At 46.4% G+C, this 22,058-nt stretch carries 19 protein-coding genes; 7 read left to right on the top strand and 12 right to left on the bottom strand.

What is annotated here, in order from left to right:
* Window positions 1–6: 6 nt before the first annotated feature.
* From A8O23_RS15935 to A8O23_RS15925, 3 genes are read left to right on the top strand one after another with little or no spacing between them, the layout of a single operon-like run.
* Entirely contained in the window at window positions 7–3,090 is a 3,084-nt protein-coding gene (locus A8O23_RS15935) for a SusC/RagA family TonB-linked outer membrane protein (RefSeq protein WP_066623218.1), read from the top strand.
* Window positions 3,091–3,103: 13 nt separating this feature from the next.
* Window positions 3,104–4,564: a SusD/RagB family nutrient-binding outer membrane lipoprotein gene (locus A8O23_RS15930; protein WP_066623216.1), complete on the top strand. Its 1,461-nt coding sequence runs from the start codon at window positions 3,104–3,106 to the stop codon at window positions 4,562–4,564.
* An 18-nt stretch (window positions 4,565–4,582) separates the two neighbouring features.
* Window positions 4,583–5,059 (top strand): hypothetical protein, encoded by a 477-nt coding sequence (locus A8O23_RS15925; protein ID WP_066623214.1) that lies wholly within the window; start codon window positions 4,583–4,585, stop codon window positions 5,057–5,059.
* A 105-nt stretch (window positions 5,060–5,164) separates the two neighbouring features.
* On the opposite strand, the gene A8O23_RS15920 is transcribed toward A8O23_RS15925, so the two are convergent.
* From A8O23_RS15920 to A8O23_RS15865, 12 genes are all read right to left on the bottom strand, one after another.
* On the bottom strand, window positions 5,165–5,548 hold the full coding sequence (locus A8O23_RS15920; protein WP_066623211.1) for an SRPBCC domain-containing protein: 384 nt from the start codon (window positions 5,546–5,548) through the stop codon (window positions 5,165–5,167).
* 187 nt (window positions 5,549–5,735) lie between these two features.
* Window positions 5,736–8,237: a S9 family peptidase gene (locus A8O23_RS15915; protein ID WP_066623209.1), complete on the bottom strand. Its 2,502-nt coding sequence runs from the start codon at window positions 8,235–8,237 to the stop codon at window positions 5,736–5,738.
* A 137-nt stretch (window positions 8,238–8,374) separates the two neighbouring features.
* Window positions 8,375–9,661, bottom strand: coding sequence for a hypothetical protein (locus tag A8O23_RS15910; protein WP_153042241.1), 1,287 nt, complete (start codon window positions 9,659–9,661; stop codon window positions 8,375–8,377).
* A gap of 55 nt (window positions 9,662–9,716) precedes the next feature.
* Window positions 9,717–10,385 carry a tRNA (5-methylaminomethyl-2-thiouridine)(34)-methyltransferase MnmD gene (gene mnmD, locus A8O23_RS15905; RefSeq protein WP_066623205.1) on the bottom strand — a complete coding sequence of 223 codons (669 nt, stop codon included), beginning with the start codon at window positions 10,383–10,385 and terminating at the stop codon, window positions 9,717–9,719.
* A gap of 234 nt (window positions 10,386–10,619) precedes the next feature.
* Window positions 10,620–11,279, bottom strand: a complete 660-nt coding sequence (locus tag A8O23_RS15900; protein ID WP_066623202.1) for a hypothetical protein — start codon at window positions 11,277–11,279, stop codon at window positions 10,620–10,622.
* Window positions 11,280–11,509: 230 nt separating this feature from the next.
* A complete protein-coding gene (locus tag A8O23_RS15895; protein WP_153042240.1) occupies window positions 11,510–11,728 on the bottom strand; it encodes a hypothetical protein in 219 nt (72 codons plus the stop codon).
* A gap of 145 nt (window positions 11,729–11,873) precedes the next feature.
* A complete protein-coding gene (locus tag A8O23_RS15890) occupies window positions 11,874–12,839 on the bottom strand; it encodes a YihY/virulence factor BrkB family protein (protein ID WP_066623196.1) in 966 nt (321 codons plus the stop codon).
* Window positions 12,840–13,081: 242 nt separating this feature from the next.
* Window positions 13,082–14,524, bottom strand: a complete 1,443-nt coding sequence (locus A8O23_RS15885; RefSeq protein ID WP_082883108.1) for a DUF4403 family protein — start codon at window positions 14,522–14,524, stop codon at window positions 13,082–13,084.
* Window positions 14,525–14,609: 85 nt separating this feature from the next.
* Window positions 14,610–14,939, bottom strand: coding sequence for a thioredoxin family protein (locus A8O23_RS15880; RefSeq protein ID WP_066623194.1), 330 nt, complete (start codon window positions 14,937–14,939; stop codon window positions 14,610–14,612).
* A 99-nt stretch (window positions 14,940–15,038) separates the two neighbouring features.
* Complete coding sequence (locus tag A8O23_RS15875; protein ID WP_066623189.1) at window positions 15,039–15,677, bottom strand: outer membrane beta-barrel protein; 639 nt, start codon at window positions 15,675–15,677, stop codon at window positions 15,039–15,041.
* An 80-nt stretch (window positions 15,678–15,757) separates the two neighbouring features.
* Complete coding sequence (locus A8O23_RS15870; protein ID WP_066623186.1) at window positions 15,758–16,486, bottom strand: DUF3891 family protein; 729 nt, start codon at window positions 16,484–16,486, stop codon at window positions 15,758–15,760.
* A 248-nt stretch (window positions 16,487–16,734) separates the two neighbouring features.
* Window positions 16,735–17,700, bottom strand: a complete 966-nt coding sequence (locus A8O23_RS15865; protein WP_192849052.1) for an NAD-dependent epimerase/dehydratase family protein — start codon at window positions 17,698–17,700, stop codon at window positions 16,735–16,737.
* Window positions 17,701–18,193: 493 nt separating this feature from the next.
* Between A8O23_RS15865 and kbl the strand changes: the two genes are divergently transcribed.
* The 4 genes from kbl (at window position 18,194) to A8O23_RS15845 (ending at window position 22,015) form a co-directional block, all read left to right on the top strand.
* Window positions 18,194–19,387 (top strand): glycine C-acetyltransferase, encoded by a 1,194-nt coding sequence (gene kbl / locus A8O23_RS15860; RefSeq protein ID WP_066623182.1) that lies wholly within the window; start codon window positions 18,194–18,196, stop codon window positions 19,385–19,387.
* A 183-nt stretch (window positions 19,388–19,570) separates the two neighbouring features.
* A complete protein-coding gene (locus tag A8O23_RS15855; protein WP_066623180.1) occupies window positions 19,571–20,002 on the top strand; it encodes a hypothetical protein in 432 nt (143 codons plus the stop codon).
* Between the two features lie 192 nt (window positions 20,003–20,194).
* Complete coding sequence (locus A8O23_RS15850; protein ID WP_066623178.1) at window positions 20,195–20,635, top strand: hypothetical protein; 441 nt, start codon at window positions 20,195–20,197, stop codon at window positions 20,633–20,635.
* Window positions 20,636–21,121: 486 nt separating this feature from the next.
* The gene (locus A8O23_RS15845) at window positions 21,122–22,015 is read left to right on the top strand and encodes an NYN domain-containing protein (protein ID WP_066623176.1); all 894 of its coding nucleotides are present in this window, start codon (window positions 21,122–21,124) and stop codon (window positions 22,013–22,015) included.
* Window positions 22,016–22,058 lie beyond the last annotated feature (43 nt).

Raw genomic sequence — 22,058 nt, 5'->3', positions numbered from 1 at the left:
TTACACATGAAGAAAATTTACATTTTGCTGATGGTGGTTTTTACCCTCTGTGGTATTAATCAACTGGCAGCCCAAGACCGGCAGATTACCGGTAGGGTCTTATCCGCCTCTGATGGTACTCCGGTAATAGGAGCCAGCGTTGTGGTGAAAGGTACTACCGTTGGTACCAACACCGATGCTGATGGAAACTATAGCATAGCTGCTCCAGCAACGGGAGGCACGCTGGTGGTTTCTTTTATTGGCTTTACTGCGCAAGAGGTACCCATAAACGGTCGCTCTAACATCAATGTCTCTCTAAAGCCAGATGTGCAGCTACTGAATGAAGTGGTAGTAACAGCCTTTGGTAGGGAGCAGGAAAAGAAATCGCTGGGGTATGCTGTGCAGGAAGTAGGCGCAGAGGAAATTGCCAGAACACAGAACCCAAATGTGGTCAATGCTCTGCAAGGGCGTGTAGCAGGGGTTCAAGTATTAGGTACCGGTGGTACGCCTGGAGCTGGTTCCCGTATCCAAATCAGGGGGATCAACTCCTTGAATCCGGGGGCTAACAACCAGCCTCTGTTTGTAGTAGACGGTATTCCTATCAGCAACGAGACTATTGCCGGTAACCAATTGCCAAGTGCAGGTTCCAATGCTGTGAACAGCTCAGAGCAATTTGCTTTCACGAACCGGGCCGCAGACATAAACCCAGAAGATGTGGAGAGCATGACCGTGCTTAAAGGAGCAGCAGCTACCGCTCTTTACGGTCTAAGAGCAGCCAATGGTGTAATCATTATCACCACCAAAAAAGGAAAGGCTGGGGCTACTACTGTAAACTTCAGCTCTAATTTTGGTATTGACAATATAAACAAAACTCCGCGTTACCAGACGCGCTACAGAGAAGGTTTAAGTGGAAGATTGCGTTGGACTGCTGCCGGTGCTCCAAACCGTTTCCAAACCTTTGGCCCACCTATTACCGATGAGCCTTTCTATGATAACTTCAAGGACTTCTTTCAGACCGGTACCCGTTTTGACAATAATTTAAGCGTGTCAGGGGGAAGTGATAAAGCTACCTTCCACACCTCTCTTTCCCATTTCAACCAAGAGGGGATAGTGCCGAACTCAGATTGGGCACGTACCACGGTAAAATTGGGTGGTGCTGTAAATGTGTCTCCTAAGTTTGGCATAACTGGTTCAGTGAGCTACAGCCAGTCTGGTGGTAATAAAGCTGCCTCAGGCGACAAAGGCATCATGTCTGCCTTGACTTATCACACTACTACTTTTGATGTGAATGATTATATGAATCCTGACGGTACCATGAAAGTGTACTCGCCAGGTGTAATTGATAACCCACGCTATTTGGCTGAACATAGTACGTTGAAAGACGATGTGAACCGTGTGCTCGGTAATGTTGGGCTTAACTACGACTTCACCCATTGGTTAAAGTTTAGCTATAAAATTGGTGCCGACGTGTACAGCGACAACCGTCAGCGTTTAGTGCCAGGGCCTATTTTCCAAGGAGCACCTACTTTAGATATTGCTGCCGGTACCGGAGGCTTTTTGGTGGAAGAGCGCGTAAACTACCGCGAAATAACATCCAACGCTTTCTTAACCGCTGAGCATGACTTTTCAGAAGATCTGAGAGGTAGCTTAATGATTGGTAACTCTGTAGAAAACCAATATTCAGATATTCTGAACACCCGTGGAGAGCGTTTTACGGTTCCGTTGTTCTACCACCTTTCAAACACGGCAAATATTTTCACTTCAAACGGTATAAGTGAAAGAAGACTAATTGGAGCCTTTTTTGATGCCAAGTTGGACTATAAGAACATGTTGTTCCTGAACGTGACGGGTCGTAACGATTGGACTTCTACGTTGCCAAAAGAGAACCGGTCATTCTTCTATCCATCCGTGAGCACCAGCTTTATATTTACCGAGCCGCTTAACCTGAGTGACAACAAGATTCTGAATTACGGTAAAATAAGAGCTTCTTGGGCAGAGGTAGGGAAGGACACCCAGCCTTACCGGGTAGGTACTTATTATGGAGCAGCTTCTGGCTTTCCGTTCGGGAACAGAAACGGCTTTGTAGTGAGCACAAACCAAGGTGACCCTAACCTGCGTCCTGAAACTACTTCTTCAATAGAGTTTGGTACTGAGTTGCAGTTCCTGCAGGGCAGAATCTCAGTAGACGCTACGTACTACCGGTCAAACAGTAGCGATCAGATTTTGGCTATTCCAACCAGTGTCACCTCTGGTATCACCAACTACACCAGCAATGCCGGAGAAATACAGAATACTGGTATTGAGTTATTAGTAAGCGGTACTCCTGTTAAAACAAACGACTTTACTTGGGAAGTAGTGGTGAACTGGTCGCGCAACCGCAGCGAAGTTCTTTCCATCAATGAGGCTGTGAGCGAAATCATCTTCCAAGATGACCGCATCATGAACAAACTTGTGGTGGGTGGCTCTGCCGGTGACTTGTATGGCCGCGTATTTCAGCGTAATGAGCAAGGCCAGTTAATCATTGGCACTAACGGCCTGCCAATTCTAAGTCCAGCTGCACCATTGGTGAAAGTAGGTAACGCGCTGCCAGACTGGCAAGGTGGTATTACCAACGTTATCACCTGGAAAGGTTTGACTTTGTCTGCTTTGATTGACATTCGTCAGGGTGGAGATGTGTATGATGTAAGTATGCGTAACCGTATCCGGAATGGTATTGACATCAGAACCGAGAACAGATACCAGCAGTTGATCTTCAAAGGAGTGAATGCCAACGGAGAGCCGAACACTATACCAGTTATTTTAGATGAGGCTTTCTACCGGAACGGAGGTAGCTACAATGATGCCGCTGATGTGCTTTTACAAGATGCTTCATGGGTGCGTTTAAGAAATGCCCAGCTGTCATACACATTGCCGGGTAGCTTAATTGGGAAAACGCCATTCAAGAGCGCGCGGGTAAGCCTTACAGGTAACAACTTATTTCTGATTACTCCTTTTGAAGGCTTTGATCCTGAGACTCCTACGTACGGATCTGGTAGCAATGCGCTTGGATATACTGGCTACGGCATTCCTGCTGTTAGAAGTTATGCCTTTGGTTTGAACATTACCCTTTAATCTAGATTTGAACATGTTACAATTTTCTAAACGATATATTTCCATAGGATTACTGGCCTTGCTTCCCTTGGCAGGCTGTGATTCTTTTCTGGATGTAAATGATGATCCTACACGGGCTTCTGCGGTAAGTTCAGATGCATTGCTTACACCCATACAAGTCTCCACGGGAGATGCCCACTATCAACTGGGTCTTTACACCAGCCTTTTTGCCCAACAGTTAGCGGCCTATACTTCAGGTCCTCAGTTATTTGACAGGCACATTGATGCCCGAATCAATACTGCCTGGAATACGATCTACCTGAACAGCCTGAATAACGCCAATTTATTGGTAGAACAAGCCTCTGCGGAAGGCTCTGCCCATTATGTGGGCATTGTAAAAGTGTTGCAGGCTTTAAACTTGGGTTTGCTCACCGATACGTGGGGAGCGGTTCCTTTCTCAGAAGCTTTTCAGGGGCCACAGGAGTTAACGCCCTCTTATGACCAGCAAGAGCAACTGTATGGCACCATCAACAGACTGTTAGATGAGGCACTGGTAGAACTGCAAAAACCTACGTCTACTGTTAGACCGGCCGGAGATGATATTATCTACGGTGGGAACATCAGCAAATGGGTAAAAGCTGCCAATGCCTTGAAGGCGCGTTACGCTATCCACCTGGTAGAAAAGAACGGAGCAGCTGCTGCTAACCAAGCGCTTGCCTCTGTGGCGCAGGCTTTCACTGGCAACGCAGATGACATGCTGGTAATGTACAACGACAGAAACCTGAACCCTTGGCACCGTGGTGTGGCTATTGGTACCACTACCGGTAACTTTATTGTGGCTCCGTCGCAGACACTCATTAACCTCATGAACGGCGTGGCCTATTCAGGCCTGGTTGATCCGCGCTTGCCGTATCTGGCAGACAAAGGCACCAGCACTGCTAATTACGCCGGTTACAGAAATGGTCAAGGTTCTGGTGGAAACACTAACATTACGGCCAATACTTTCTATGCCAAACAAGGTTCACCGGTGCTTATGGTAACATACAGCGAAATGAAGTTCATTGAAGCTGAGGCTCGCTTTATTGCGAACGGTGGCACCAGAACATCACGGGGAAGCACTGCAGAAGCGTATGCGGCCTATTTAGCCGGCATCAAAGCACACATGGAAAGATTAGGCGTGCCTACCGCTGAAATGAATGCTTACTTGAACGATCCTAAGGTAGCGGTAGGTGCTGGAAACCTGACATTGGAGTTGATCATGAAAGAAAAGCTCATAGCGCTTTACCTAAACCCTGAAGCGTGGGTAGATGTACGCCGTTATGATTATTCTACAAACATTTACCCTACCATGGAGCTGCCGGCAGAGCACAATCCTGCATTGAACGGTCAGTTTATCCGCCGGGTGCTTTACCCAGAGTCAGAGGGCGCCCGTAACTCTGAGGAAGTAAGCAAAGTGACCAAAGGTCTGGCTGAGAAAATGTGGTGGGACCAATAATATTTATTCAAAGAAGTCATGAAAAAGATAACATTATATTTAAGTCTTATAGCCTTTAGTGCGTTTTCATTAACGGCCTGCTATGATGAGCCAGATTTCATAGCAGATAATACCACGCCTACTGGAGTGGGAAGTGCGCCTGTAAGTGGCAACGAGTTACGGAACCTAGCTACCAACACTAACTTTTCTACGGCCAATAACGCCAATACCAATAAGTTTGCGCCGGGTACAGAGCTGAGGTATGAACTACAGTTTTTCTCTGAATCTCCTATAAAAGAGATCAATGTGTATGAAACGGTGGGCGCTGGTACACGCACTAAGGTAAAAACGTATCCTTACGTGCCTGCTTTTTCAAAGACTGATCGCACCGATACTTTGATTGTATCTTATACCGTGCCTCAAGCGCCAACAGGTACAAACGTGAAGGTAGATACGGAAGTACTTAATCAAAATAACCTGAATGTTGTGCGTTCTTTCTGGTTAAGAGTTGAATAGGTACTGCCGCAGTAGTGTTAAACAAAAAGGCCTCCAGATTCTGGAGGCCTTTTTGTTTTGCCTTTTCAGTCCATTTTCGTAAAAACAGGCTTGAAACATGTAAGATTACTGCTCCTCAAAAAAAGCGATTAGGGAACCGGCGTAACTTTCCTCCCAGCCCTCTGCAATATCTTGGTAAGCCTCATCGGGTATGTTAGTTTGTTTTACTTCCATAGAGCAGCCTTGCTTGTGCGGGTGGAGCTTTATGGTGACAATAGACTCTTCTGGCTCTCCTTCAAAGTACCACTGCTGCACTATTTTCTTGCCTTCCTCAAACTCCAGATTTTTACCTACAATGTTGCCTTCCCAAAGCGAAAACTCAGAGCCAGGTTCAGTAGACATTTCTGCCTCGTCTCCGGTCCAGATTTGAAGGGTGATGGGGTTGGTGAGGGCTATGTATACTTCTTCAGGGGTAGCCGGTATGGTATAATATTTTTTAAAGTCTTTCATGGCTGGAGGTGGTTAGGCCGCAAGATACAAAAACCCAGAGCTAGCTAACTGAAAAAGGGCATGAAAGTAAGGCGTGCGCAATCTGATACATTTTCGGCCTCATTTTTCAAAAACAGGCCGAAAACATCAATAAGCAAACAGCCCCGATGGATTTCCATCGGGGCTGTTGTTGAAACAAGACCGTTACTTATTCTGGTCTGGAAGTTCTGCCGGAAGAGGACTTTTTATCGGTCAGCTCAATTTCACGGTTAATCTCTTTGATATCTACCGGCTGTGAATAATCGCCTAGCAGGTGTTTGCTGAAATAGTCACCCATCATCCAGAAGAAATACTCGGTCATGGGGCCGAAGCCGTGGCGCTGGCCAGGCATTAGCATGAAATCAAAGCGCTTGTTGGCTTTGATTAAGGCGTCTGCCATTCTGATGGTATTGGCGGGGTGAACGTTGTTGTCTACGTCGCCAGTCACCAGCAGCAGGTTCCCTTTCAGGTTCTTGGCCAGATCTGGGTTTTTCTCGATAGCGTACTGGAACGTGGTGTCGCCTTTAGCGGTGATGACCTCTTTTACGCCGTGGTGCTTTTCAGACCACCAGCGGTTGTAGATGTTGTTCTCATGGTTACCGGCCCCAGACACGGCTACTTTAAAGAAATCTGGATACACCAGCATGGCCGCGGTAGACATAAACCCACCGCCCGAGTGGCCGGTAATTCCTATTCTTTCAATGTCAATGAAGTTATGGCGGTCTGCGAGTTGCTCAATGGTAGCTTTCTTATCTGCTAAGCCATAATCACGCAGGTTGCCGTAGCCATAGGTGTGGTACCATTTAGAGCGGGCAGGGTGGCCGCCGCGGTTACCCACGGTCACTACAATAAAGCCCAGCTGCGCCAAGCGGTCAATGCGGTCCATGCTGCGGCCGAAGGATTTGTTCACCGCCTCTGTCTGTGGGCCAGGGTAAACATAGGCAATAACTGGGTAACGTTTGGTTGAGTCAAAGTCGAAGGGCTTGTACATGACGCCGTAGAGGTCGGTCACGCCATCATCGGCTTTCACCTTGAACGGCTCTGGGAACTTATAGCCGGTAGTCATGAGGCGGCTTAAATCAGCAGTCTCTAAGTCCATCACTTTTTTGCCGGCGCTATTGTACAGCACTGATTTTGGAACCGTGTTCACGCGGCTAGAAGTATTCACGAAGAACTTGCGGCTGTCGTTCATGCTCACGTTGTGGTCAAAGTTGCCGGGGTTGAGCAGCTTCAGTCCGGAACCGTCAAAATTCACGCGGTAGAGGTGCATGTAGTAAGGGTCTTCCTTGGCTTCGCGGCCGTTGGCAGTAAAGTAAAGCACCCGCGCTTTTTCGTCAATGCCCACAATGTCTTCGCAGTGGTAAGGGCCGGAGGTGATCTGGTTTTTTAATTTGCCGTTGCCGTCATAGAGATAGAAGTGCCCCCACCCGTCGCGCTCTGACCAATGAATTAACTCATTGCCGCCGTTCACCAAGCCTACGCGGTTTACCTCTACGTAGGTGTTGAAACGCTCATCTATCAAGGGCTTCACGGTGCCAGAGGCTACATCCAGTACGCACACGTCAATCTTCTTGAGGTCGCGGCTGGTGCGGGTGAAGTATACTTTGTCTTTGGTGCCGTGCCACAGGCTGGCGCGGAACTCATCGTCGCGGCTGCTTTGCAAAGGTGGGGCTGGCCAAACGGAAATCTCCTGGTCTTTGAAAGCGGCAGCGTTTATTTTGCGGGAGGTTTTGTCGGTGAAGTTGAACAGCAGCAGCTCTCTGATAGGCGCTTCTTTCTCGCCGGGCATATGGTACTTATAGGTTTCAAGCGCCGGGCGGCCAGCCGCAGTATTGTGCAGTACCCAAAGGTCTTTCACTTTGCGGGCGTCGGTGCGGGTCATGACAAAGTGCTTGCTGTCCGGCGACCACATAATGAAGGCTGGCTTGCGGTTTTTCTTGTTTTTCTCGCGCTCTACGTTCGTTTCACCGTTGTTGTCGCCGTAGGTGTAATGCTCCACGCCATCTTGAGTGAACTGGTGCTCCACAATGGTAGAGTCTTTTTCGTTTTTCAGGGCCTTCTCGTAGTTTTCGCGGTCCATCCAATAGAGGTTATGCTCCTTGGCGAAGACTACAAACTTTTGGTCAGGTGAGATAGATGCCCACCGCGGCTTTTGCTTTGGCTTCTGGTAATCTTTTAGTTCAGTTAATTGGCGGGTGCCCAGGTTGTATTGGAAGTAGAAAGTTTTCTTCTCCAGTGAATCAGCCGCTTTTTTATCCAAACGGTCTTTTTTTACCTGCTCAATGGTGCTTTTCACTTCAAACTGAATGCTCTTTTCGTCGTCTGTGAACTTAAGGTTCTCCAGGGGCAGGTGCTGCCCGTCAAATGGGTCGCGGACAATTTTGGTGATTTCGGCGGCCAGCTGATCGTTGTTGAAGAGTGCCTGCTTTGACTTGGCTACCGGGTCAACAATAACCCATTTCTTGCCGTCTGAGGTCTCGTACTGGTACCAAAACCGGTCTGAGTGCTTCAGCCAGTGTGGGTCTAGGTTAGTAGTGAAGATGAGTTTCTCTAGTTTTTTAGGAGAAAAGCGCGAGGCCAGTTGGTAGTTGGCCTTGGTGGATTGACCCTGTTGGGCCTGCAGTCCCAGGCTGGCCAACAAAAAGGCCCCTAGGAAGAATAATAATCTCATGTAAAGGGATGTGTGTTGTTTGGAAAGATGAAGATACAAAATAACCCGTTAATAATAGTGTATGAACAAGCAGTTCTCCCTTGGTAAAGGCAGGACTGCTTGTATAGCTCGTACTGTAAGGTAAATAATGAAACAGGCTATTTGCTAATAAGGTAACTAGCACCAATTGCCACGGTTTGCGTTACAAAGGGCTGCCTTTGTTGGGTAATATCAAATGTGGTATAAAGGGCAGAGAAGTCTAACCTTTTTAATGCTACTACCCCAATTCGGGCAGTATAGGAAACTAAAATTTTGTTGGGTTTTAAGTAGTTCTCTACTTTATAAGAAGATATCTCTTCCCCATCCCTCATATCCTTTTTGAAAATTACATCACCAGAGTATTGAGCAAATGTTCCAATTACTCCGCCGGCCACATAAAATTTAAAGTTAGGTGAATTGTATAAATGGTAGAGCGCCTGCGGGTTTAAAGAAATCGACCGCTGAGACAATTTATAATTTGAATGATAGCTATATCTGGAGCCAGGAGCGGAAGTTAGGCCTGTAGCGTTAAACTTGGTTTGGGTATAAGACAGTTCGGTTCTAATTAAAAGCTTTTGGGTGATGGGATTGGCAAATACATCTAAACCAACAGATACCAAGGGGGCATAAGAGGTAGAATAGTCTGCTTCTTTCCCAAAGCCGCTATGCTCTACCATAGTAAAAGAGGTTCTTGCTCCCCAAATGCCAGCCAAAAACCTTACTCTTGAAAGGTCTTCTGTATATCTTGCTGTTTTCAAAGCAGGTTCGGTGCCATTGATCAAATGTACTAATTCTAGAATATCCTTTTCTGTATACTTTGCGGCCATTGCTTTCCGCTGAAACTTTTCCATAGGTATATGGTGCTGTAAGGCAATGTCCCAAAGTTGGTTCCGGAATAGAGTCTCTGTAACTGTACGGTTGGCGTCTCCCTCAGCATAATATTTTCTATACTTCAATTCGTGAGGCGGAGTAGCCTTATTACTTTCTTTTATGTAAAAACGGGTTTTAATTCTGTCTTTATAAGAAAAAAAGGAAAGCCGAGGCCCTGATGTAATCAAATTTAGAAAGACGGCCGCAACCTGGGTGGTAGTATCTGAGCCACGGAAGTTAGAATTTAAATCTACCGGGGCCATAGACATTCTGATCACAGCACTTTGAAAAGTCTCAAGACCTGTTATCTGTAAATGTTGAGTATTGGCAGGAGTGAATTTTTGTTCAGAGGCATTTACTCCTTCGGCTTTAAAAGTGAACTCAGTGGGGGTGCGGAGCCATTCACGGTAGTCTACAAAGCCCTTGAGTGTGTCTCCGGTAGAAGTAACCAATAAAGCGGGTTTAAAATTAGACTGAGCCTGTAAAAGCAACGAGCAAAAGGAAAGTAGAAGAAAGAGGAGTATGCTTTTTTTCATTTAGGGAATTATATGGCAAAAAATTTGAGGTATAATTTTAGTTATTCTATTGGCTTTATTTCACCCCTCTGGTCATTTCACGTTTACCCGGAGGGCCGGGTAGTGCTTCAACGGTAAAACCTGCCGCTTTCAGGCTGCGCTTGAAGCTGCCTTTGGCGCAGTAGGTGACCAAGGCGCCGCCGGGGGCCAGGCAGTCGTACATCTTCTGGAAAACGGTATCTGTCCAAAGGTGGGGTTGTTTCTCTGGCGCAAAGGCATCAAAATAAATGACATCATAGCTGCCGGGGGCAGGGGGGAAGGTTTCCAGATCTGCCTCAAGCTTTCTTAGGTGAAAGTGTGGCGTAATGGTTATTGTTTCTTCCCAAGGGGCAGTGTGCAATGGCTTGAAGTAGTCTAACAGCTCTGGGTTGAGGATAAAGCGCTCAAAGTGCAACTGATCCACTACTTCCGCTGAAAGCGGATATTTTTCTAAGGTATCATAATGTACGGTGGCCTTGTTAACTAAACTGTGCTGTAGCGTTAGTAGGGCATTCAATCCAGTGCCAAAGCCAACCTCCAAAACACGCGCTTGCGGTACACGGGCCAAAGTGGCCTCTAAGCCCATCTTAATAAATACGTGCAGAGATTCTTGCAATGCCCCGTGCACAGAATGGTAATGCTCGTTTAGTTCAGGTACAAAAAGAGTGGTAGAGCCGTCTTTGGTTTGTCTTACTTCCAGATTCATTTAGTGAAATTAGGAATTAAGAATTAGGAATGGAGAATAGTTATGAAGAGAAAGGGCGTTTTAGGTGTGTTTTTAGAAAATCAGGCCTAAAACAGGTTGCGTGTGCTGGGTGACAGGCAAAAGAAAACATCTGCGTTAGGGCAGAGAAAAGCTCAGAGGAACTTTGCACATCAGGGCTGCTTATTCCCTGTTATCTACTTACTGATAACTGTTCCCTGATAACTGTTCCCAGTTTTAGTCCACGTAGCCTTCATACTGAATGCTGCTCACTTTGCCTTTGCTTAACTGGAAGCGGAGCCATGAATTACGCTCAAAGTCGCAGACTTCTACCATGTTCTTGTCTTCTTTGATGAAGAGCTTGTAGTTCTGAAGCTTTTGTAACAGCTCATGGCGGGTGGTACCTACTTTTATGCCGTTCTTTAGCGGAAGATTTGCGCTTTTGATGTCGGCAAAAGATAGCAGAAACCGTTTGGTGTACATGGGGTAGTACAGTTCCACCATACTGGAGTCGAAACTCAGCTGAAACAGGGTGTCAATGTAGCGGGCGTTATGCGTGTTGGTAATGGGGTCCTTCATTAGCGCGCAGCGTGTTTTTATTTGCGCCAGATACTGCTGCAGCGATGGGTCTGCCACAGGTAGAAATGGATTAGCAATAAAATCAGATGCTTTTCTAATCTCGGGGTGCTCTTCTTCCAACACTGCAGACCGCTCATAAAAAGCGGTCATGCTAGCCGTATTGTTAAAGTTACGCGGATAAGTGGCTTTTGGAGGAGCACTAGCTTTTGGGCTGAAGGCGGCTACAGCTACACGTGGCGTATCGGCATCCTGCTTGCTTTGGCAGCCACCGTGTACCCATATAGGCAAAAGAAAGAAAAGCACTACAAGCCGCCGCATACCCGCACAGAAATATTATATATAGAAAATGAAATTCTTGGATTGGTACTTATAATACGGTAAAACAGAGATTTTGGCTGCTGTTCTTTTGATAGATTTTATTATCTTTTAACAAGACAAGCGAGAATTGCTATCACCCCTATTGGCCTGATGTTTATTCTCATACCGCTAACCTATGTAGGTGCTCAGAGAGCAGCCGCATCACGTTTATGGGCACAAGATAATTTAGACTATTCCTGCTTTTCGTCAGGTGCAAAGTTTTGTTGAGTGGCAAGCGCCACTTTTAAAATAAATTGATCAGAGTAACTGAATTCAACAAGAAGGCACCCCATTGAATTGGGCTTTTCAAGCTGATGAGAGTTACGGGAAGCAGCGGCGAGAAAATACTCATTGAGCTTACTCCAGCCTAAAAGCCGAAATAAGCTTTGGTAAAAGGAAACGGAGCGCATAAGGTTATAAACCCAAAGCTCCAGGTATTTGATGCCCGCGGCCATACAAGAAGAATGAGCCGCAAAGATAGCAACAGCCTGAATACATCTTCTTAATGAGAAGGCTGTTTTCAGGCTGTTTTTCGTAAAATAAGGCTAAAACACACTATCCTTTTCTAAACCGACCCTCAGCTGGAGGGCGACCTTCTTTGGCATCATCAGATTCTTCATGGGGCACTTCGCGCACCTCAATGCGTACGGAGTTATGGTTAGGCCTGATAGGTTGTCCGTAAGTATCGGCATACTCTTGGGTTAGCTCAGCGCCAAAGAATACAATCAAAGAAGAGTAGTAGACCCAAGACAGTAGAATAACCACAGAGCCAGCGGCTCCATAGGTGCTGTCCACGTTGCTTTGGCCCAAATACCAGCCAATCAGAAATTTGCCTAACACAAACAGAAAAGCCGTTACAAACGCGCCCACCCATACATCGCGCCACCGGATGATAGCGTCTGGCAGGTACCGGTAGATAAGGGCAAACAACAAGGTGATAAAACTTAATGACACCAGTATGTTGAGCAAATAAATGAAGAACACCGCTATGCCTGGGAGTAACTGCTTCAGATAATCTGTAAACACGCCCAAAACGGCAGTCAGAACCAAACTGACTAGCAACAGAAACGAGATGCTTAAGATGAGACCAAATGACATAAGCCGGTCTTTCACCAGTTTTAGTATACCGTTCTTAGGGTTTGTCTTAAGATTCCAGACCTGGTTCAGAGACTCTTGCAGCGTAACGAAAATGGTAGTGCTGGCAAAAATCAGAGTACCAACCCCAATCAAGGTGGCCCAGGTGCTCGAACCTTCCAAGTGCACGTTTTTGAGGAGCTCTTGTACCTGCCCGGCTGCTTCTTCGCCCACCACTTCTCTTATCTGAGTGTAAAGCTGACCACTTACAGCCTCCTCTCCGAAAAAGTAACCAGCGGCACTTACTACTATGAACAGGAGTGGAGGTAAAGAGAAGATGGTATTGTAGGAAAGAGCCGCCGCCAGCCTCAGTGAGTTGTTAGCCATAAACTCTGAGGCAGAGTTCTTGATCAGTTTAAATATGCCTTTAGTAGAATATTTAGCCATAGGCCAGTTATTTGCTATATAGTAATGAGTAGATTCTCAAGATACGCGAATACCTGCCTTTGGTTAAATTAATGAGTGAAGGTGTGAATGTGTGAAGGAGTGAATTTAGAAGGTGGGTAATCGGGAAAATGAAGACATAAATAGCTGAATGAACGGTCTTCGAGTGAAGGGAAAACTGTTTTGGGGCTGATTTCTCAAAATGAGCCCCAAAACAAAAGCATTTTAATTACTTACTCAATCCATCATTGCACCGCAACCGCCAATCTGCCCGATGCCAGAAACAGAGCCCGTATACCAGCTGGTGTCACTAAAATGGTATCTGGTTCAAAGGATAGTAGTGAGCCTCTGAGAATTACATTTTCATGTAGGCGATTTTCTGTTAAGCCGTTGCTGAGAGATTTCCGAAGGCTAGCCAGTTGCTCTTTCACTGGTACCGTAAATTGTGCCTCTAGTTGGTTTCTGAATTTGTTGTGCAAAAGCCAGTCTGCTGTATTGACTAACTGGTCTTGCGTTTGTACCTCAAAATCTAGCCCACGCACCTTCAGGCTTTGAGTGGGTGCGTCAAAGTACGGGGTGCCTGCTAAATGCACTTTCCCCTGAAACTTTTTAGTGATAAACCCAGATTTAGCCACACCACTCACCTCAAGCTCTAAACGTAACTGACTGCCCGAGCCAGCCACTGCCAAGTCATGCACGGTTAGTTGGTGTTTGCCTTCTTCAAAATGGAACGTCTTATGCTGTATTTCTTTCCTAAGTAACAAAGTCAACTGCTGGTACGGCACATCAGTGGCTACTTCAATGCTGGCTTCCTGGGGCAGCGTGCGGGCCGGAGAAAAATTTGGAAGTTGCGGCTTTACGAGTGTTTTGGGCTTTTGACCACTGGTTACGCCCAAAAAGGCGTCTATGCCTATCTGAAGGCGCAGCTGATTATTCTGTAGTTCCAGCGGTGTAATTCTAATGGCCTGCGGGTCAATGGCAAGCCAGGCGCCGTAGTCTTTGCTAAGCTCTAACGGCTGCTGCAGCTGTTGCCAGGCCTCTTGCACATACGCTTTCAGGTTAACACGCCGCTCCAGTTCACGGTCCATCTGCAGCAAAAGGGGACTTAGCTGCCCCCGCAGCCGTGGTTCAATAAAGGGAGCCAGATTGATGCGCAAAGGGCCTAGCGAAAGGGTAGGTTTCCGGTCTCCCCACGCAAAGTCTCCGTTGGTATAGCTTTTTAACGTATAGTCGGGCATTACCTGCAGGCGGCTTTCGGTACGTACCACCATATCAAACTCTGTTTCCTCGGTTTTCTGTAGCTTTTTACACCACTCGCAGGCATTCCATTGCCATCGGCCTTTAGCCCACACCCGCAGGGGTACTTCTACATACAGCTTGCTATGTTCTGCCCGCAGCCTAAGTGGCCCCGCCTTAGTAACTTTCACGGCCAGGTCATCAGCCTCCATGTCATCGTCTTGGTACAGCACCCCGCTAATTTGAGCATTCAGTTGTTGCTCCAGTACAGATGTAGGCACGGTGATAGGTAAGGTAACCGTAGAAAGCCGCCGCGCGGGCAGCGGATGAAAGTTAGCCGGAGCAATAGATGACAGGCTTGATAGAGTGGTGGATTTCTGGCAGGAGAAAGGCAATGTCAGGCCCAAGAGGGCCAGCATACAGAAAAGCAGAAACCGGAAATATACGCGCATGCTGTAAAGGTAAATAATGACCCGTGAAGCAGGCAGAAGGTACAACTGTTTTGGTGCTCTTTTTCTGAAATCAGCTCAAAAACGCTTAATCTTTGTAGCCCAGCAGCGTGTCAAGCAGTCTTCTTACCTTCTCCTCACTAGACAACAAACCACAGTCACGAAGAGTGCCCTTGTAGTAAGTGGCAAAGAAAGGGGTGCCGGTTAACTTTACTTCTTTGCTGGAAACCGGGTTCTCAGCGGCATCCATGTGTAAAAAAGTAATATCCTTGAAAGATGGATTATTAGAGAACTTCTCAAAAGCTGGCAGGAGTGTTTTGCAGATTTCACATTCAACATCATTGAACATGACAATTACCCGGTCTTTTGCAAAAATGATGTTTCGCAGCTCGCTATCTGAAGAAGTATGAAGGGCCATTCTTATATTTAGGTTGTACCAACCTATACTAACGTGCAGAAGCCGCAGAGGTTAGCACACATGATACTGCCGGACCAAATAGGCCCGGCAGTTAAGAAGTTAAAAAGCAAACCCCACCCGTATGCCAGATTGCACGTTTTCTCTCAGTCCAAACGAGCTGCTTTCTGCTCTTACTGTAGAGGTGTTGCCGTTCACAATTCTTTCAGATTTGCTGTAGCTGTTGTAATAAAAGCCATAGCCAAACTCAACGCCCAGGTATAGGCGCGGCGCCACGTAAAAATCTGCCCCCGCTACGGCACCTAAGCCTAAGCCCACAAAAGCTTGTCCACCGTTGCTATGGCCGTTCTCTACTTCGTAGTTAGGACCTTCTTCCCCATACCAGGCTTTGTTGACGTTAAGCTGGGCCCCTATGTAAGGCGAAAGGCGATCAGTGCCGGCGAAGTGCTTTTCAATGCCGGGTGAAATGCCCAAATTGGTATAGTTGCGTTCTATATCGTTCTCCTTATAGTTTTCTGAGTTAAGTGTTAAACCCAGGCGGAAGGCGGAAGTAGGGCTTAGGAAATAGCGGCCTCTAATTTGGTTTAATCTAATGGTGCTGCTCTCTGTGAACAGGCTCAGTTGCACCTCGGTGGTAATGTCGCCGGTCTGGGGTTTAAAACCAGTACCGCTGGTTTGTGAAAAAGCAGGAAAAGCCAAGGCCATTGCCAGAGCCAACACAGAAAAAGATTTTTTAAGCATGTAAAGGGATTAAATTGTTGAAATGGAATGTTTGATGTCTTTTAATGACAGCTGTTCCGTCTGATTCCCCTATGCGTTTATTAACCTTTTTCTATATTCCATGCTTTCCGGAACACCGGTGCCTGCCACATGGCTTGGGCTAGTTCATGGTCATTGGTAAACTGTAGTTGGGTCAGGTACCGGGCCTCTACCTCTAGCGTAAATGAATTTTGAGCAAAAGGCCAGGGGTGTACCGCCACAGTTCCGTTTTGCAGTTGCTTTACCTCATATCTGATTTTGTCGGGGCCGTGGCTTATTTCCAGGGCACGCTCCATTTCGGGCAGCTCGTTGCGGCAGAGAATCAGGGAGAGACGGTCACACCATTGCATAAAGTCATACGCGTATTGCGCCTGTTCTTTACTAATACGCATTTGTTGCCGCCATTTTTTCTGATCAGCTAGCTGTTGGTCTAGAAACTCGTCCCACAGTTGTTTTTGGCCCCTAAGCTCTTCATATAAAAAAGAAAGATGCATGCTGGTTAACAGGCAGCGCCAACGGCCCTGAAAGCGTGCTTCTTTCATGACTTGCTGAGCCTGTTCAAGGCAAAAAGGGAGTTGTGTGAAATTGGCGGGTGCCCCGGCCGGAGTCAAAGCATATTTGCCAGTCCAGTCTTTCTGCCCGTCATCGTGCTGGGCAATGGCAGCAAGTGTCTGCATAAAGTAAAGCGGGCGTTTGTCGGGCAGCCATGTAAAACCTATCTCAGCTGCCAGCAGCGCATGCGCCTGCTGGTAAATAATCTCCCACCCCTTTTCATGTGCATTTACAATCATCTTTTAGAGTTTTGAGTTCTGAGTCGCGAGTATTGAGTCGGTGTCTATTGTTTGCTGTTTTTAGAAAAACAGCCCCAAAACAATACGTGCTTACGTTGCTCACGCTGAAACGGCCAGCGGCCCAGGCACTGCGGATTTTTAAACGCAGTGCCTGGGCCGCTGGCCGTTTAATGCCTTGAACTCAAAAGCTGTGCTAAACCAAACCTTTTTCCAGACTCGCGACTCAGGACTCAGAACTCGCGACTCCTCTAGTTGTTTATCCGGCGCAGGTGCAGCAACATGTCGTCGGTCATGCTGTCCAGGTCATAGGAAGGGCTCCAGCCCCAATGCTGACGGGCAACACTGTCGTCAATGGTTTGTGGCCATGAGTCGGCAATCTGCTGACGGGCATCTGGGTCATAGGTAATGGTGAAATCGGGGAAGTGGCGCTGTATGCTGGTGGCTATTTCCTCAGGCGTGAAACTCATGGCCGCCAGGTTATAAGATGACCGCTCTTTTATTTGTTCAGCGGGGGCATGCATTAAATCAAGAGTGGCTTTTATAGCATCGGGCATGTACATCATAGGCAGGCGCGTGTGCGCACTCAAAAAGCACTTGTAAGTGCCCTTGGCCAATGCCTGATGGAAAATATCCACGGCGTAATCTGTGGTACCACCTCCGGGCAATGCTTTGTAGCCAATCAGGCCAGGGTAGCGAAGGCTACGTACATCCAGTCCGTATTTGTCAAAGTAATAATTGCACCACCGCTCTCCGGCCTGTTTACTAATGCCGTACACTGTGTTAGGGTCCATGATGGTGTGCTGCGGAGTATTTAAGCGAGGTGTGTTAGGTCCGAAAACTGCAATGGAAGAAGGCCAATACACTTTTTTTACTCCCTGCTCCAGCGCAAAATCAAGTACATTGAAGAGGCCATCCATGTTCAGCCGCCAAGCAAACTTAGGGTTCTTTTCACCCGTAGCAGAAAGAATGGCAGCTAGGTGGTAGATCTGCGTGAATTTATAGCGGCTGGCTAACTCAGAGAGGTGCTGGGGTGTAAGCACATCAATTATTTCAAAAGGGCCAGATTCCCGCAAATCTGCTTGTTTCGGGAATTGTATATCGGCGGCTATTACGTTGGCATTGCCATATATTTTGCGCAACTCAAGGGTTAGTTCAGAGCCTAACTGGCCGCAGGCGCCAATAACTAAAATGGTATCAGAGGTAGAGGTAATCATGCAAGGTCTTGTTATAAAAACAAATGTACGTTAGTTTTACGCGTCTCCAAAAATATAGGCGCCCTAGGGGCTTTTGTATCTGTCTGGGTAAGTTCTTCCGTAGAATCATTTTTGAAAGCATCTATGGTAGTTTATATCCAAGACGAGAAAGACCTGTGATGAGAGCACCCCTTCAGGTGAAGGGTTGCTGCTGTTTTGGGCGTTGGAATGAACTATACGCGCAAATGCACCCAAACAGTTCTTTCAGCGGGCAGAAATAGGAGCAGATAATTAGTTTTTTAGTTAGCCGAAGTGGCTTCTTGAAACTGATGAGAATGCCACTTTTTTTGTGTACTTCAGGAAAAAAAGAACAGGCTTAAGTCTGGTTTTCAAGATCCTTCCTGACGAAGGAGCGGATAAGCGGAATAATTCCTGCCCATGTTGAAGTAATTGCAGCTAATACATTAATTGACTTTTATCAAACATATAGATTGAAACGAATAACTACAGAGATATGTACGAAACCTTAAAACCCGACCTGGAGCAACAGCTAGCCGAAATAAAAGCGAACGGATTGTATAAAAAGGAGCGCATTATCACCACCCCGCAACATGCTGCCATTAAAACCCAGCAAACAGGTGAGGTGCTGAACTTCTGCGCCAATAATTACTTGGGTCTTTCTTCACACCCTGCGGTTACTGAGGCCGCCAAACGAACCATTGATACCCATGGCTACGGCATGAGTTCAGTGCGGTTCATCTGTGGTACCCAAGACATCCATAAGCAGTTGGAGCAAAAGCTGGCGGAATTTTTAGGCACCGAAGACACTATTTTATACGCCGCAGCCTTTGATGCGAATGGTGGCGTGTTTGAGCCATTGTTTGATGAGCAAAGTGCCATTATTTCAGATGCCCTGAACCATGCCTCTATCATTGACGGAGTGCGTTTGTGTAAAGCCCAGCGCTTCCGCTACCTGCACAATGACATGGCCGACCTGGAGGCGAAACTGCAGGAAAGCCAAAATGCCAAGCACCGCATCATTGTCACCGACGGTTCTTTTTCTATGGACGGCACCATTGCCCAGCTAAACAAAATCTGCGATTTGGCAGATCAATACAAAGCACTGGTAATGGTAGATGAATCGCACTCTACCGGCTTTATAGGCAAGACTGGCCGCGGTACGCATGAGTACCACAACGTAATGGACCGTGTAGATATCATCACCGGCACGTTGGGTAAAGCGTTGGGCGGCGCCATGGGCGGATTTACTACCGGTAAAAAAGAAATTATTGACATGCTGCGGCAACGCTCGCGCCCGTACCTGTTCTCTAACTCACTGGCTCCGGCCATTGTGGGCGGATCATTGGCCGTGCTGGATCTGTTAAGCTCTACCACTGAGCTGCGTGACCGCTTAGAATGGAACACCAAGTACTTCAGGGAAAAAATGACCGAGGCTGGGTTTGATATTCGCCCGGGCGTGCACCCAATTGTGCCGGTCATGCTGTATGAGGCTACCTTGGCACAGGAGTTCGCGGCTAAAATGCTGGAGAAAGGAATTTATGTGATTGGCTTCTACTATCCGGTGGTGGCCAAAGGCGCGGCCCGTATAAGAGTACAGCTTTCGGCGGAACACACGCAGGAACAGATTGACCGCGCCATCAATGCTTTTGTAGAGGTAGGCAGAGAGCTGGGTGTGCTGAAGAGCTAGTGCTGTTTTTGGCCTGTTTTTTTAAACCAGAGGAAAAACGCCTCTACCATATCTGGTAGAGGCGTTTTTAATTTAGATGGGTGGTGGTACTATGCTGTTGATCAGTAATTTATTTCTAAAAATAAGTAAGTGGAACAATATAGATATTACTTAGGAAACGCTATATTCAAATAAAAAAGATATATGAAAAAGAAAATAAAAGCCGGAGTGGCTGCCCTATTGGCTATGTTCTTCCTTTTTGCTGGCGTAGAGGCCATGGCCCAGGAAGAACCCATTGTTGTTGCGTTTACCTTAAATGGTAAAGTAGTCAATCAGAAAGAATGCCACAGAATAAAAGATTTGAAGGGAGCGGCCTCATTTAGCACCTCAGAGGAAGTTGAAAAAATAAATGTTTATCATGTGCGAGGTGTAATGCCATTAAAAGTAATGAGCTACAATGAAATTAAAGATTTCCAGAAGCTAGATCTGGCAGCTTGGGCACTAACCGGTACTAACGGCAAAACCAATTCCTCCATTGACCCAAAGGCTATGGCTGCGAGATCAGGAGATAGAATTGCCATGGAAGTTATTTTCAAAAACGGTAAATCAGGCACCGTTAATCTTTGCCTGAAATAGTAGAGATCACATTTAAGGTTAACCAAAAACTTATCAAGTTAGTAGGGTAGGAGCAATCTTGTAGTATTAACCTCTTTTTTGCTATAACCTAGAACAAATAAAAGCTTTCTGTAAGGTGCAACAGTAGACGCTTGTACAGCTGCAGTCCTTATCTGAGTAATTATAACTACCTTACTTGAAAAAGTAGTGCGTATGAACCTTAAAACATTCTTTTCTCTGTCCTTTTTTACGCTCTTAATTTGCTTGCTTTCAGCGGGTTCTGGTGCTTGTCTGGCTCAGGAGAATGCGGAGGCGGTCTTATTGATCAACGGCAAAAAGGCTGACCAAAAAAGCTCTGTAAAATTAGCTGCGCTTGGAAAAAGTATTGAAATAAAGGTGCCTGTTGAGAATGGGCTACAGGTAACGGTATACTTGGTAAGGGGCTATAGGCCAATAAAGGTACAGAAATTTGAAAGTGCGGCTCACCTTAAAAATTTTGACTTTGGAGCATGGTTTAAGAACCAAAGCCAAACAGGTACAACAACGGCAGAAGAGGATAATACTCGCTTTGACATAGCGCGGCCAGGTGATAGGCTGGTGTTGGAGGTGGCATGGCCAGGGGGAGGGAATGTGTATAGTGTAGTTTTGCAATAAATCTATTAATGCGCGTTTTGCCCAAGAATATTATAAAGTAATTCGTTTTAGCTCTCCTTTCTAAAAATAGGTCTAAAACAGATGATTATGTAGAAATACTGCTGCTCAAAATACGTTATATAATTGTTAAGAGAGACTTGTAGTAAGCTATCTTATTCTCTATTTTTACGCCGCGCTTACCAAAATTGAACTGCTTTTCTTAGAAGGGGCTTTCCCCGAGCCTATCGTTTTCATATTAAACGAAGCAGAAATACATAAAACAATTACGGCTGAGAGCGGATATTATAGATTGAATTTATAAAGTACGTGGGCAATCAATTGTTCAGGAAGAAGTACTTAGATTAGGAATTAGTAGACTAAGAAATACCAGAATTAATTTTTTTAAAATTCAATTGCTCCGTCTCTAGAAATACCTCCTTCTCTTTCCGCTTCTTGCTATTGGCTGCCCACTTTGTTATAAAGAGACAGACAAACAACCATAGACAAATGCAAGAAAAACTAGTTAGAATTGGCGTCTTCTATGACGGTAATTACTTCCTGCAGGTAAGTAATTACTATGCATACGGGCACCAACGCAAACGCCGGATTAGTATCTCGGGGTTGCACGAATTTATTCGTGACCAAGTGGCCGAAGAAGAGAACATGGACCCGCGCCTGTGCAAAATAGTGGATGCCCACTACTTCAGAGGCCGGTTAAACGCATATGATGCCAGCCAGCGCGGCGACACCCTGTACTGGGATCGGGTATTCGACGACATTTTGATGTCAGAAGGCGTAACAACTCATTACCTACCGGTGCGGACTACACCAGAAGGGTATAAGCAGGAACGCGGTATTGACGTTTGGTTGGCGCTTGAAGCGTTTGAGCAGGCTTTTTACAAAAAGTTTGATGTGCTGGTGCTTATCTCTTCAGACGGAGATTATGTGCCGTTGGTGCGCAAATTAAATGCTTTGGGTACCCGTGTCATGGCCTTAACCTGGGAATTTGAATATACCACCGACAACGGGCAGCGGATGACAACGCGGCCGTCGCAAGATTTGTTGGGTGAGGTAACCTATCCGTTGGCCATGCACAGTATGATTGACCAGCGCATTGCCCGTAATGATTCAGCCATCAACCGATTATTTGTGCAGCCTGACCAGAAACGGACTACTACAACAAGCGATGTGCCATTGCCAGACGTGGGAGAAGGTGAGATCATGAGCCTTAAAAACGGCTACGGCTTTATCAAATTCCCGCCAAACAACCTGTTCTTCCACTTCTCTAATGTCATTGATGCAGATTTCAATGAGTTACGTGTAGGGGATAGAGTAGAGTTTGAGGTAGAGAAAGACGATGAAGGCAATGATGTGGCCAAGAGCGTTAAGGTTCTAGACTAAAATAAAATCAGCACTGCAGCGAAGGATGATGACAAGGCTCCTT

Origin of the sequence: Rufibacter roseus, from assembly GCF_001647285.1 — a bacterium.
Classification (GTDB): domain Bacteria; phylum Bacteroidota; class Bacteroidia; order Cytophagales; family Hymenobacteraceae; genus Nibribacter; species Nibribacter roseus.
This window is presented reverse-complemented; position numbering and strand designations above follow the sequence as displayed.